This window comes from Streptomyces sp. NPDC059740 (assembly GCF_042733155.1).
Lineage (GTDB): Bacteria > Actinomycetota > Actinomycetes > Streptomycetales > Streptomycetaceae > Streptomyces.
Genome location: NZ_JBHWGP010000013.1, coordinates 58387 through 71241 on the forward strand (window position 1 = coordinate 58387; position 12855 = coordinate 71241).

Genomic DNA, 12855 nt, shown 5'->3' on the forward strand with positions numbered 1-12855 from the left:
CGGCCGTTCACCCCGAGCCGACCACCGACCGGGTCAGCGGGGCGCGGGAGAGGACGACCGCCCCGGTGAGGACCAGCGCCACGCCGATCGCCTCGGGCAGGACCCAGGCACCCGTGCGGATGGACTCGGAGTACAGGGTCACCCCGAGGCAGAGGCTCACCAGGGCGTCGCCGAGCGTCAGCACGGGCTGTGAGGCGGTCAGCGGGCCGGACTGCATGGTGTTCTCCAGCATGAAGAGCGACAGCGCGCCGACGAGTGCGAACCCGTAGGTCTGCCAGGAGGTGAAGAAGGCACCGGCCCCGCCGGTCTGCCAGGCGTGGGTGGCGTCCTTCATCAGGGCGGCGGTCAGCGCGTAGCCGATGGCCGAGGCGCCCGCGAAGCAGGCGGCCCGGGCGCTGCCCGCCGGGCGCTGTGTCGCCCATCCGACGATCGCGGCCAGGACGACGGCACAGATCACCAGGGCCACGATCCACCGCGGGGTCGTGGTGTGGTCGGTGCCCGCGGAGGGTGCCGCCGCGCCCAGGGCGAGGCCGAGGCCGCCGACCACGCAGACCACCCCGGCCCAGCCCGACCGGGCCATGCGTCCGCCGAGCAGCAGTCTGCCGGCGAGCAGGGCCAGCGGCAGCTCCAGGACGAACAGCGGCTGCACGATGGAGAGGGCCCCCTCGGAGAGCGCGAGCGCCTGGAAGAAGGCCGCAGCGATCACGGCGAGCATGCCGCCCAGCCACGCGGGCCGGCGCAGGAGGTCCACCACCAGGCCCAGCCGCAGCCCGGGGGCGAGCGGGACGTTGCGGGCGGCCTTGCGTTGCAGGACGGTCGCCATGGCGTTGCTGGCGGCGGCGAGCAGCGCGCACAGGACGGCCAGCCAGGTGCCCACTGCGGGCTCCTTTCCTCACGTCACCGGTGCGGTCGGCGGGTCACGGGACGGCTCGGGGTCCGGACGCCGGCAGTCGGCCCCCGCGCGGGGGCCGTGCCGCCGCGGCGGTCACCGCACCCCTCCCCAGCCTGCGGGGCGCGGGGGCGGCGCGCAGTTCCGGCGGCCCGTACGGACCACCCGCCGGCCCTGGCGGTCGACGCCCGGCCCGGTGCCGGACCGTGGAGGATGGGGGGCCGGGCACCGGAAGCCGGCGTCACAGCGGCCCCAGGTGTTCATCGGTAATTCCCACCATTGGGGGGATTAGAGCCGAGCAGCGGCTGCGGGGCCGATCGGGCGCGCAGCATCACCGGCGTGAACGCATCGCTGCCAGGCCTTGTCCGGCGGATTCTCGGGGGCCCTTCGCGCTTCCCCGGGTTCCGCCTGCGGGGTGCTCCCGGGCACCATGCTCCCCCCGGCGCCACCGGGGTGGGCCCCGCCACCACCTCCTCGAGCGCGGCCCCGCCCACCCGGTGCCGGGCCGCCCCGCCGCTGCGCTCCCCGCGGGCCGAGGCGGCCGGGCCGGTCCGCCGCACCCTGGTGCGCGGGGGGTGCCGCGCGGCCCTGGTCGTGGCGGCGGCGGCCCTGGCCACCGGGTCGGCCGCGGTCGCCCCCGCCCCGGCCGCCACCATGCACGACAACTGCTCCTACGCGGGCACCCACCACCACTTCCCCTTCCCGCCGGGCTGGCCCTTCCCCGGCAAGGGCCACGGCTTCCCCGGCGACCACCGGGGCGGCCACCGGTGGCACGTCCCGTGCTCCACTCCGACGCCGACGCCCACCCCCCGGCCGACCCCGACGCACACCCCCCCGCCGCCCAGGCCGCGGCCGACGCCACCGCCGCCCGCGCCGGCTCCCCGGCCCCCGGTCCGGGTGGCCCCTCAGCCCCGGCCCACTCCGCCGCCCCGGGTCACGCCGCCGAAACCGACGCCCCGGCCGACGCCCCCGCCGAAGCCCACTCCCACCCCGCGGTCGTTCTACCCGAACGGCGCGCCCGCGGCGGCCCGCAAACCGGTGGGGGGTCGCTCGCTGGTGACGACGATGCTCGTGATCACCGCCCCCGCGGTACTGGCCGCCGCCGCCCTGCGTCCGCGCGGATCGAGCGGTTCCGGTGGGCGGCGTTCCTGAGGGGCGGCCCGCCGGCCGGCACCCGCCGCGCTCCCACCGGGCCGGTCCCTCCCGCTCCCCGTCCGGTGTCCGCGAACCCGGTCCGCCACCGGGCGTCGCGCCGGCCGGTTCACCGCCCCACCGCCACGTACCCGGGCGCCCCTGCCCGGTCCGGCGCGCCGCCTCGCGGGTGCGTCCCCAGTCGACTTTCGAAGTGAGGTCCCATGTCGGAATGGCTTGTCCTGCTCATCGCCATGGCCGCGGCCTGCGCGGTCGTCCTGACCATCACCGTCCTCAACCAGCGCCGGGTCCCGGACGACGACAATCCCGACGAGACCCCCGACGTCATCGAGTACATGACGATGATGGTCGGCGTGGTCTACGCCATCGTGCTCGGCCTCGCCATCGCCGGCGTCTGGGAGGCCAGAGGCGCGGCTGAGGACACCGTCCACACCGAGGCGCAGGCGCTGCACGAGATCAGCGAACGCGCCCGCACCTACCCGCCGGAGGTCCGCGACCGCATCCGCCACGACGTCGACGCCTACGTCTCCTACGTGGTGCACAAGGAGTGGCACGCCATGACGGAGAAGGAGGAGCTGACCGCCGAGGGGACCCGGCTGCTGGACAAGGTCCGGGCGGACGTGTCCGACTACCACCCGCGCAACGACTTCGAGGGCGAGACGTACCAGCCGCTGGTGGACCAGGTCGCCGTGGCGGACGGTGCCCGCAGCGCGCGGGCCGACAGCGCGGGGGCGACGATGCCGCCGGTGGTGTGGTTCGGCCTGCTGGCGGGTGCGGTGGTCACCGTGGGCCTGATCTTCACCCTGCAGATCCGGCGGACGGGGCGGGAGTTGCTGATGGCGGGTGTCTTCACCGCGCTGATCGCGTTCCTGCTGTTCCTGGTGTGGGACTTCGACTCGCCGTTCGTCCGCGACGCGGACAACACCCTGGGGGCGTTCACCTCGATGTTCCCGCATCTGTGAGGCAGGCCCGCACGGCCGCGCGGGCGGGCCGTGCGCCGTGCGGGCCGCCGCGGCGGGTCAGCGCAGCGCCTTCTCGTACCAGGCGACGTCCCAGTAGGTGCCGAACTTGCGGCCGACCTGCTCGTGCAGCCCGGCGGGGTGGAAACCGAACCGCCGGTGCAGCCGGTCGGACGCCTCGTTGGGCTGGGTGACCCCGGCGTAGGCGCGGTGCACGTCCTCCTCGGCGAGAGCCTCGAACAGCGCCTGGTACAGGCGGCTGCCCAGGCCCCTGCCACCACTGTCGGGCGAGAGGTAGACGGTGGTCTCCACCGAGGTGGCGAAGGCCGCCTTCGGACGGAAGGCGCTGCTGGTCGCGTACCCGAGCAACTCCCCGTCCTGCTCGGCCACGAGCAGGCGGTGCGGACCGCGGGCCGGGTGTTCCTCGAACCACTGCCTGCGCTGCTCCACGGTGAACGGCTCCACGTCGAACGTGATCGGCGTGTGCGTCACGTAGTGGTTGTAGAGAGCCGTGAGCCCTTCGAGGTCACCGGTTTGACCTGGTCGGATGCGCGGCGTGGAGCTGTCCTGCATGGGGGCCTCCTTCGATCCGGTGGAGGCTATGTCGGCCTTGTTACGCCCAGGTTTCCGGCCCCGGGGCCCGGTGGGCGGGAGCCGCAGGGGAGGCCGGGAGCGGACGTGGGTGCCGGCCCCGGGGCAGCGGAGGGCGCTGCGGTCGTACACCCGGACAACGGCGGACGCGCCCTTTCACACGATCCTCCGAAGATCTGCCGGCGCCCGGGATTCTTTGTGTCCATCCTGGCTCTGATCTGGCCTTTTGTCTGTTTTCCAGGTGCTAGCGTGCGGGGCGCGATCCCCCACGGGATCTTCACCAGATCCTTTCGATCCCTGTGCTCCGCATGCCCGGATTCCCCCCATGACAGAACTGGCAGGTCTCATGAGCAACTCCACACACCGGCGTCGCACGAGTCGCAGAGCCAAGCTGGGCGGCCTCGCGGTGGCCGCCGCGGTCGCGGTCGGCGGCGGCGTCGCGATAGCCGGTTCGGCCATGGCCGACAAGGCGAGCCCCGGCACCACCTCGACCGCCGCGACGACCGGCGGTTTCTCGCCCTACGTCGACACCTCGCTCGCCTCGGCCGGAAAGCTGGCCGACCTGGCGAAGACCTCGGGGGCCGAGGACCTCAACCTGGCGTTCGTCACCTCCGGCGGGGACTGCTCGCCCGAGTGGGGCGGCACCACCGACGTCGGCGGCGGCGACCTCTCCGCGCAGATCTCCGCGCTCCGGGACGCCGGCGGCGACGTGCGGGTCTCCTTCGGCGGCGCGAACGGCCAGGAGCTGGCCCTGGCCTGCGACAGCGCCGGCGCGCTCGCCGACGCCTACGGCAAGGTCGTCGACGCCTACCAGCTGAAGAAGGTCGACTTCGACGTCGAGGGCGGAGCCGTCTCCGACACCGCCGCCAACACCCGCCGCGCCCAGGCCGTCGCGGAACTCCAGAAGGCCCACCCCGGCCTCGACGTCTCCTTCACCCTGGCGACGATGCCCACCGGGCTCACCCAGGACGGCGAGAACCTGCTGAAGGACGCCAAGGCGCAAGGGGTGGAGGTCGGCGCCGTCAACCTCATGGCCATGGACTACGGCTCCTCCTTCGACGGCGACATGGGCGAGTACGCCGAACAGGCCGCCACCGCCGCGCACGGCCAGATCCAGTCCGACCTGGGCCTGAGCAGCGACGCGGCGTGGAGCCATCTCGCCGTCACGCCGATGATCGGCGTCAACGACGTCCAGGCCGAGAGGTTCACGGTCGCCGACGCCAAGGAGCTCGCCGGCTTCGCCGCGTCCAGGAACCTGGCCTGGCTCTCGATGTGGTCGGCCAACCGCGACCGGCCGTGCCCGGGCGGTGCGGGTACCTCGGCGCAGCCCACCTGCAGCTCGGTGGAGCAGGGCGAGGGCGACTTCGGCAAGGCCCTGGCGGGCGGCGCGAGTTGATCCGGGCCGGCCGGTGACGGACCGAGGACCCGCTCGCCGGCTTCCGGCCGGCGCCTGACCGGGCGCCGGCCGGAAGGGGGCTCAACCGGCCAGGACGCGGGCCTCGGTCTCCGGGTCGAGGCCGTGCTCGGGGCGGTCGGGACGCTGCGGGGCCCGGCCGCCCCGCTCGCACAGCCAGCTCCAGGTGTCCCGGACCGTCTCGGCCACGGGGCGGCAGCGCAGCCCGGCGGCGTGGGCGCGGGAGACGTCGGTGGTGTGCATGGCCTCGTGGTCGGGGCCCGGCGGCAGCCACACCGGCAGCTCGGTCCAGGGCTGCACACCGGCCGCCAGGATCTGCTCCGGAGCCGTCCACCGCAGCTCGGCGGTGGAGCCGGTGGCCGCCACGCAGGCCCGCAGCAGGCTGCCCATGGTGGCGTGGCCGCTGCGGGAGGTCACGTTGTAGGCGCCGCCCAGTCCCCGCTCGGCGGCGACCAGCAGCCAGTCGGCGAGGTCCCGCGCGTCGACGTACTGCAGGGGGAGGTCCTCGGGGCCCGGCGCCAGGACGGGGCCGCCGCGGGCGATGCGGTTCAGCCACCAGGGCAGCCGGCCGACGTTCTCCTGCGGCCCGAGGACGAGTCCGGCGCGGGCCAGCAGGGCGGCGTCCCCGAAGTGCGCGAGCGCGGCGAGTTCACCGCCCCGTTTGGCCCGGGCGTAGTCGGCACTGCCGGTGTCGTGCGGCGAGGCCTCGACGACGGGGCTGCTCTCGTCGCCTCCGCCGGGTGCCGGGTAGGTGTACACCGAGCGGCTGGAGACGTAGAGGTAGCGTGCGGCGCGCCCCGCCAGCAGGCGCGCGGCGTCGTCCACGGCGCTCGGTGCCCCCGTCCAGGTGTCGACCACGGCGTCCCACTCGCCGCCTGCCAGCGCGGCCAGGGCCCCGGGGTCGTTGCGGTCGCCGAGGAGTGTCGCCGCCCCCGGGGGTGCGGCGGCGTGACCGCGGTGGAAGGTCGTCACCTCCCAGCCCCGCCCCAGTGCGGCCGTCACCACGGCGCGTCCGACGAACGCGGTCCCTCCCAGCACCAGAAGTTTCATGCCACCACCCTCACCGAACGGGCGTGAGGACGGGGGCGGTTGCGCTGTGAGCGTGATCGCCGGGAGCGGAGCGGTGCACACATGCTTCCCTTCCCTGGTGACTGACGACATCGACATCCTGCGCGTCTTCTGCGGGCCGGACGGCGCCCACGGCAACCTGCTGGGCGTGGTGCGCGAGGGCCGCTCGGTCCCCGGTGAGGAGGCCCGGCGGGCCCTCGCCCGGCGACTGGGCTACAGCGAGACCGTGTTCGTCGACGACCGGCGCCGCGGGACGGTGGACATCCACACGCCCGGCGCGCGGCTCCCCTTCGCCGGGCACCCGGTCGTCGGTGTGGCCTGGTTGCTCGGCCTGGAGACGGTGGAGACGGCGGCGGGGAGCGTCCCCGTCCGCCGCGAGGGGGACCTGACATGGATCAGGGCACGGGCCCGTTGGGCGCCGGCACGCACGCTGCGGCAGTACGGCAGCGCCGAGGAGGTCCAGGCGCTGGCGGTGCCGGAACCGGGAGAGTGGGTGTACGCCTGGGCCTGGCAGGACGAGGCCGCCGGCAGGGTGCGGGCGCGGGCGTTCCCGGGCCGGGGCGACGGCGTCGAGGAGGACGAGGCCACCGGCGCGGCCGCGCTGCTGCTGGCCGACCGGCTCGGGCGGGCCCTGACGATCACCCAGGGTGCCGGGTCGCAGATCATGGCGGCGCCGGGTCCCGACGGGACGACGGACGTCGGGGGCCGGGTCCGCGCGGTCACGGGGACCGCGGGATGATCCGGGCCTGAGGCGGCCCGGCCCGCGTCACCGCAGACCCGCCCCACGCCCGGTCGCGGCGTGCGGCCGGGGCGGGCGCGCCCGCCCCGGTGGGTCAGCCGCGGGCGACCACCGTCTGCAGCACGTTCGGCAGCGGGTACCAGTCGGCGGTGGCGAAGCTGGCGTGCTGCCGGGCGAGCGCGTCGACCCGCGCGAGCGCCTCCGCCTCGGTGGGCTTGACGGCGTCGATGGCCGGGGCGACGTTCTGCGCGTCGGTCATCACCACCAGGTAGTGGTTCCGGTCGTACCAGGCGGTGTCGATGGCCCCGGCGACGAACGCCGAGGCGTCGCCGTCGAAGACGACGAACCACGGCCGCAGGTCCTGCGCGTAGCGCTCGCGGGGGTCGCCGGCCTCGGCGCCGTGCACGGCGGGGAAGGCAGTCGCCTCGGCGAGCCGGCCCTGCCCGGCGAGGTCCCGCAGGTGGGTGGCGTACTCCTGGTCCGTCCAGAGCTTGTCCAGCGGGTTGTTCTCCTCGACGGTGCCCGGGATGAGTTCGAAGAGGAACTTGCCGGCAAGCGCGGACCTGGCCGGCCAGCCGTCGGTGCGGACGGCGTCGTCGAGGGTCGCGTGGGTGCCGGCCAGGTCGCCGGGGCCGAAGACGGCGTCGCCCAGGTGCGAGCGGACCAGCGCGTCGAACTCGTCCGGGCCGCGCCCGCCCTTGTCGTTGAAGCCGTCCTTCATCTCGACCTTGACCAGGACGGGCCGGTGGCCGGGGTGGGCGTCGTGCCAGGCCTTCATGTCGGCCAGGCAGCCGCCGAGGTCGTGGTCGGTGGGCCCGGTGCGCAGTGCGCTCGCGTCCGCGGCGTTCGCGCAGTTGTTGTCGTTGCCCACCGGGTTGCTGTGGGCGACGCGCCAGGGGCTGCCGAACACGTTGGTCCACACGTCGAGTTCGACCAGTGAGGCTCCTGAGTCCAGGGCGTCGGCGAAGTAGGGGTACTTCGCCTTGTCGTAGGCGTTGTGCACGCCGACCGCCGTGGTCGTGTCGTAGCGGTCCGCCGGTGCCGCGTCCGCCGGCGTGCTGACCGCCGCCACCGCCACCGCCGCCACGACCGCCGTGGCCACCCGTCCCACGCTGCCCATCCCCGCCCCCACTCGTCGGTCCCGCGGCGCAACGGGGCAGCCGCGTGACGCCGCGTCGCTGCCGTCAACGAGAGGGCAGCGTATACGCGTTGGGAGAACCTGGGGAGAGCGGGGGTGGGCCCGGGAGTGACGGCCGGGTGGCGCGGGAGGGCAGACGCGGACGCCGGGCCGGTCACGAGGACCGGCCCGGCGTCAGCCGGCACGCTGGGTCAGCTGTTCTGCTTCACCAGGTCCCGGGCGGCCCGGGTGATGGCGTCGGCGTCGATGCCGGCCGCGCTGAGCTGCTCCTCGGGCGTGGCCGAGCCGGGCATGTTGCGGACGCCCAGGCGCACGGTCCTCGGCACCGGCCGGCCGTCGGCGAAGGCCTCCATGACGGCGTCGCCCAGCCCGCCCTCGGGGTGGTGGTCCTCGACGGTGACGAAGTGCCCGGTCGCCTCGGCCGCGGCGTGCAGGGTCGCGGCGTCCACCGGCTTGAGGGAGTACAGGTCGATCACCCGGGCGGTGATGCCCTCCTCCGCCAGCCGGTCGGCGGCCGTCAGCGCCTCGTGGACGGTGATGCCCGCGGCCACCAGCGTGACCTGGTCGCCGTCGCTGGAGCGCAGCGTCTTGGAGCCTCCGATGGGGAAGGACTCGGCGGGTCCGTAGATCACCGGGGACTCGCCGCGGGAGGCGCGCAGGTAGCGGATGCCGGAGGACTCCGCCATCGCGGCCACCAGCTTGGCGGTCTGGTTGGCGTCGCAGGGGTAGAGGACGGTGGCACCGTGGGTGGCGCGGAAGGCCGCGAGGTCCTCCAGGCCCATCTGGGACGGTCCGTCCTCGCCGATGGCGACGCCGGCGTGGGTGCCCACGATGTTGAGCTGGGCCCGGCTGACGGCGGCCATCCGGACGAAGTCGGTGGCCCGGCTGAGGAAGGCGGCGAAGGTGGAGGCGTACGGCAGGTATCCGCGCACCTGCATGCCCACGGCGGCGGCGAGGAGCTGCTGTTCGGCGATGTACATCTCGAAGTACCGCTCGGGGTACTTCTCGCCGAACTTGCCGGCGCGCGTGGAGTCGCCGACCTCGCCGTCCAGGGCCACCACGTCCTCGCGGGCGGCGCCCAGCGCCACCAGCGCCGCGCCGAAGGCGTCCCGGGTGGCGACGGAGTCCCCCACCTCGTAGGCGGGCAGTTGCGGGGTGCCGCTGCCGGGCGTCATCCGCCGGTCGGCGTCCACGGGCTTGGCGACGGTCACGTCCAGGTCGCGTTCGCCACCGAGTTCCTCGATGGCCTCGGACGCGTCGGGCAGCGGCTTGCCGTGCTTGCCCTCCTTGTCCTCGACAGCGGCCACGCCCTTGCCCTTCTTGGTACGGGCGATGATCGCGGTGGGCTTTCCGACGGTGGAGGCAGCCTCCTGGTAGGCGTCGTCGATCGCCCGGACGTCGTGGCCGTCGATCTCGATGGTGTGCCAGCCGAAGGACTTGATGCGCCGGGCGTAGGCGTCGGTGTCCCACTGGTGGCGGGTGGGGCCGCGCTGGCCGAGGCGGTTGATGTCCAGGACGGCGACGAGGTTGTCCAGCTCCGCGTAGCCCGCCTCCTCGAACGCCTCCCACATGGAGCCTTCGGCCAGCTCGCTGTCGCCGCAGAAGACATAGACGCGGTAGGGGGTCTTGTCGAGCTTCTTGCCGGCCAGGGCCACGCCGACGCCGACGGGCAGGCCCTGTCCGAGGGAGCCGGTGGCGACGTCGACCCAGGGGATGCGCGGGGTGGGGTGGCCCTCCAGCCGGCTGCCCTTCTTGCGGAAGGTCAGCAGTTCCTGGTCGTCGACCACCCCGGCGGCCTTGCCCATCGCGTAGACGAGCGGTGAGGCGTGCCCCTTGGAGAAGATCAGGTGGTCGTTGCCGGGGTGGTCGGGGTGGGTGAAGTCGTAGCGCAGGTGCCGCGCGAGGAGGACGGCCGCGAGGTCTGCGGCGGACATCGACGAGGTCGGGTGTCCGGAGCCGGCGGCGTCGGCGGCGCGTACGGAGTCCACCCGCAGCTGCTGGCCGAGTTCGGCGAGCGTCTGGTGGTCGTTGACCGGCGTGGCGTGTTCTTGGATGGTCATGCCTCTCCTCCAGAGCCCAGGGTGGGGCGGTTCGGGTGGTGGTCGGGGGGCGCCGTCAGCCGTTCTTTCCGGCGGGGGCGGGGACGCGGGCGAGTTCGGGCGTGGGGCTGTCGATGGGGACGGACCCGGAGCGGACCAGTCCCAACTGGACGGCCTGGCGCGGCAGTACCGCGTCCAGCAGCCAGTCGGCGCCGACCCGGACCCGGTTGCCGGGCATGGCCGCCAGGTGGTAACCGCGGGTGACGGCGTTGGCCAGCGGGCCGGAGAGCGGTACGTGCAGCGGGTTGGCGGCGGCCTGCACGCCTCCCAGGTCGACCATGAAGCCGAGGTCGTTGTGGCGGTAGGCGCGCGGCTCACCCTGCCCGCAGGAGGCGGCCACGTTGTGGGCGCAGACCTTGCCCTGCCGCTGGGCGTGCTGAGCGGTCATCGGGGTGAACTCGCCGGGTCGGGTCAGGTCGGGCACGGCCGCCGCGTCGCCGCAGGCGAACACCTCGGGGTGGCCGGGGACGTTCAGGTACTCGTCGACGCAGAGGCGGCCCTTCTCGGTGGGCAGGCCCATGGAGTCCACGAGCGGGTCGGGGCGCACCCCCACGCACCAGATCAGGGAGCGGCTGGCGACGAAGTCCCCGCTGTCCAGCAGGACCCCGTCGTGCTTGGCCTCCTTGACGGTGGTCTTCATCCGGACGTCCACGCCGCGGTCGCGCAGCACCCGGTCGGCGGTGTTCGACAGCCGCTCGTCCAGCTCGGGCAGGACGCGGTCGGCGACGTCCAGGAGCAGCCACCGGGGCCGCGGGCCGTCGCGCAACCCCTCGTTCTGGCGGGCCAGGGCGTCGGTGAAGCGCACGCCGTGGGCGGCAACTTCGGTACCGGTGTAGCCGGCTCCCACCACGACGAAGGTGGTGCGGGCGGCGCGTTCGGCCGGGTCGTCGGCGGCGCCGGCGAGTTCGATCTGGCGCGTGACGTGGTCGCGCAGGTAGAGCGCCTCCGGCATGCCGCGGAACCCGTGGGCGTGCTCGGTCACCCCGGGGATCGGCAGCAGCTTGTTGACGCTGCCCACCGTCAGGACCAGGCGGTCGTAGGAGAGGGAGCCCTCCCTGCCCTCCGGGTCGGTGTAGTGCACCTCGTGGCCCGTCAGGTCGACGTCACCCACCTGGCCGAGGACGAGGCGCACTCCCGGCAGCGTCCCGGTGAGGGAGACCGACACCCGCCTCGGCTCCAGCACGCCCGCCGCGACCTCCGGCAGCAGCGGGAGGTAGAGGAAGTAGTCGTGCGGGTTGACCAGGACGATCTCGGCGGCGCCCCTGGCCTTCCGGGACAGCGAGCGGGCGGCCTGGTAGCCGGCGAATCCGGCGCCGACGATCACGATGCGGGGACGGCGACTCACGTGGGCTCCTGCGGTCGGGTGCGGTGGGCAGTGCGGGCTGAGGGGGCGGGCGGCCGGACCGGCGGGCAGCCCCGGCCTTCGCCGGCCGGGCCCCGCGACGGGCGGCGCCCGGCAGTCGCGGGGCCCCGGGGTGTCACGACGGTCGCGCTCCGCCGGCCGGCGCGGGCGCCGGGCGCGGCTGCGGCTCCTCCGTCGGGGTCACCATGGCTGCGCTCCTCCTCGGCATGGACACTCCGGGCCGGACCTGCGGTCGGCTGTCAGTCCGGGTGCCCGGATCACCGCCCGCTATGTCCGCGGCGCGGACACAACCGACCAGCGTCATCCCGCGGTCCCGAGTCGCGCGGTTCGGCCGTCCGGGTGAGGCTGGAGGTGACCGGCGGCCGGGCCGGCGGCACGGACGGGCGAACGGACGCCCCCGGGGCCGGCCGGCCGGGCCGCCACGTACCGGGGTCCCGCCGCCGGCAGGGGTCGGCGCGGCGCCGGTACGTCCAGGCCGGCCGGGAGGCGCCCGGCCGGGTGCCGGCGGGGCCCGGCGCGGCCCCGTCCTCGAGACACGCCACGGGAGCAGTCCCATGTCAGGAGAACGATCCGGCCGCCGCCCGACAGCGGCGCCCGTTCTGTACGTGCCGGTCCGTCAGGGGCCCAAGGGGTGCGTGGCGCGCCTGTTCCGCACCCCGCGCGGCGGCCGTACCGCCGTGGGGTTCACCAGTGCCCAGCGGTTGCGGTCCACGCTGGGTGCGGCGCAGCGGTGGGTGCGGCTCGCCGAGCCCGCCCTGCGAGCGCTCACCGAGCCCCTGGGAGCCGCGGCGGTCATCGTGGACCCGGTCCCGCAGCCCCGTCCTCGCACGGCGACGGTGGTGAGGGAGGTCCGCGGCCCCGCCTTCCTCGGGCCGCGGCGGGCGCGGCCGCTCACCGCTGCGGCAGGCGGTGCAGGGTCACCTCGCTGAGGCGACCGGCCGCCACGTCCGCCGTCAGGTAGGTGCAGTGGGGCTGGCGGCGGCGGTCGGTGGGCGAGCCGGGGTTGAGCAGCCGCAGGCCGGTCCCGGCGCAGGTGTCCCACGGGATGTGGCTGTGGCCGAAGACGAGAACGTCGAGGTCGGGGAAGCGCTCGGCGCAGCGCCGCTCCCGGCCCTGGGCGGGGCCCGTCTCGTGCACCACCCCGAAGCGCAGGCCGCCCAGCCGGGCACGGGCGACCTCGGGCAGCCGGGCCCGCAGTCCGGGGCCGTCGTTGTTGCCGTGGACCGCGACGAGCCGGCGGAAGTGCTGCTCGAAGAGGTCGAGGGTGGCCTCGTCCACCCAGTCCCCGGCGTGCAGGACCACCTCGGCCCGCGCCATCTCCTCGACCAGCTGTCCGGGCAGCCGGCGGGCGCGCTTGGGCACATGCGTGTCGGAGACCATCAGCAGGCGCATGAGGGCACTCTAGGCAGAGTGGCACCCGCCGCCGCACGGGCGTCAATCCTC

11 protein-coding genes are annotated in these 12855 nt (G+C 74.8%); 4 read left to right on the forward strand and 7 right to left on the reverse strand.

Annotation, left to right across the window (positions count from 1 at the left end; all coding sequences use genetic code 11):
- Positions 1 to 7: 7 nt before the first annotated feature.
- Entirely contained in the window at positions 8 to 877 is an 870-nt protein-coding gene (locus ACFV3R_RS17735; RefSeq protein WP_385583041.1) for a DMT family transporter, read from the reverse strand.
- Between the two features lie 1367 nt (positions 878 to 2244).
- On the opposite strand from ACFV3R_RS17735, the gene ACFV3R_RS17740 reads away from it, so the two are divergent.
- Positions 2245 to 3003, forward strand: a complete 759-nt coding sequence (locus ACFV3R_RS17740; protein WP_385583044.1) for a hypothetical protein — start codon at positions 2245 to 2247, stop codon at positions 3001 to 3003.
- Between the two features lie 57 nt (positions 3004 to 3060).
- Here ACFV3R_RS17740 and ACFV3R_RS17745 read toward each other — a convergent pair whose 3' ends face one another.
- Complete coding sequence (locus tag ACFV3R_RS17745) at positions 3061 to 3573, reverse strand: GNAT family N-acetyltransferase (protein ID WP_385583046.1); 513 nt, start codon at positions 3571 to 3573, stop codon at positions 3061 to 3063.
- Between the two features lie 364 nt (positions 3574 to 3937).
- On the opposite strand from ACFV3R_RS17745, the gene ACFV3R_RS17750 reads away from it, so the two are divergent.
- A complete protein-coding gene (locus tag ACFV3R_RS17750) occupies positions 3938 to 4987 on the forward strand; it encodes a chitinase (RefSeq protein ID WP_385583049.1) in 1050 nt (349 codons plus the stop codon).
- Between the two features lie 81 nt (positions 4988 to 5068).
- Here ACFV3R_RS17750 and ACFV3R_RS17755 read toward each other — a convergent pair whose 3' ends face one another.
- The gene (locus ACFV3R_RS17755) at positions 5069 to 6055 is read right to left on the reverse strand and encodes an NAD-dependent epimerase/dehydratase family protein (RefSeq protein WP_385583052.1); all 987 of its coding nucleotides are present in this window, start codon (positions 6053 to 6055) and stop codon (positions 5069 to 5071) included.
- Positions 6056 to 6152: 97 nt separating this feature from the next.
- Here ACFV3R_RS17755 and ACFV3R_RS17760 point away from each other — a divergent pair, with 97 nt between their 5' ends.
- Positions 6153 to 6812: a PhzF family phenazine biosynthesis protein gene (locus ACFV3R_RS17760; RefSeq protein WP_385583055.1), complete on the forward strand. Its 660-nt coding sequence runs from the start codon at positions 6153 to 6155 to the stop codon at positions 6810 to 6812.
- A 94-nt stretch (positions 6813 to 6906) separates the two neighbouring features.
- Here ACFV3R_RS17760 and ACFV3R_RS17765 read toward each other — a convergent pair whose 3' ends face one another.
- From ACFV3R_RS17765 to ACFV3R_RS17775, 3 genes are all read right to left on the reverse strand, one after another.
- Positions 6907 to 7932, reverse strand: a complete 1026-nt coding sequence (locus ACFV3R_RS17765; RefSeq protein ID WP_385583059.1) for a phosphatidylinositol-specific phospholipase C domain-containing protein — start codon at positions 7930 to 7932, stop codon at positions 6907 to 6909.
- 209 nt (positions 7933 to 8141) lie between these two features.
- Positions 8142 to 10010: a transketolase gene (locus ACFV3R_RS17770; protein ID WP_385583062.1), complete on the reverse strand. Its 1869-nt coding sequence runs from the start codon at positions 10008 to 10010 to the stop codon at positions 8142 to 8144.
- A gap of 55 nt (positions 10011 to 10065) precedes the next feature.
- The gene (locus tag ACFV3R_RS17775; RefSeq protein WP_385583369.1) at positions 10066 to 11373 is read right to left on the reverse strand and encodes an NAD(P)/FAD-dependent oxidoreductase; all 1308 of its coding nucleotides are present in this window, start codon (positions 11371 to 11373) and stop codon (positions 10066 to 10068) included.
- Positions 11374 to 11966: 593 nt separating this feature from the next.
- Between ACFV3R_RS17775 and ACFV3R_RS17780 the strand changes: the two genes are divergently transcribed.
- Positions 11967 to 12341, forward strand: a complete 375-nt coding sequence (locus tag ACFV3R_RS17780; protein ID WP_385583065.1) for an SAV_915 family protein — start codon at positions 11967 to 11969, stop codon at positions 12339 to 12341.
- Here ACFV3R_RS17780 and ACFV3R_RS17785 read toward each other — a convergent pair.
- A complete protein-coding gene (locus ACFV3R_RS17785; RefSeq protein WP_385583068.1) occupies positions 12304 to 12804 on the reverse strand; it encodes a metallophosphoesterase family protein in 501 nt (166 codons plus the stop codon). The two genes, ACFV3R_RS17780 and ACFV3R_RS17785, sit on opposite strands and share 38 nt — an antisense overlap.
- Between the last annotated feature and the right edge of the window lie 51 nt (positions 12805 to 12855).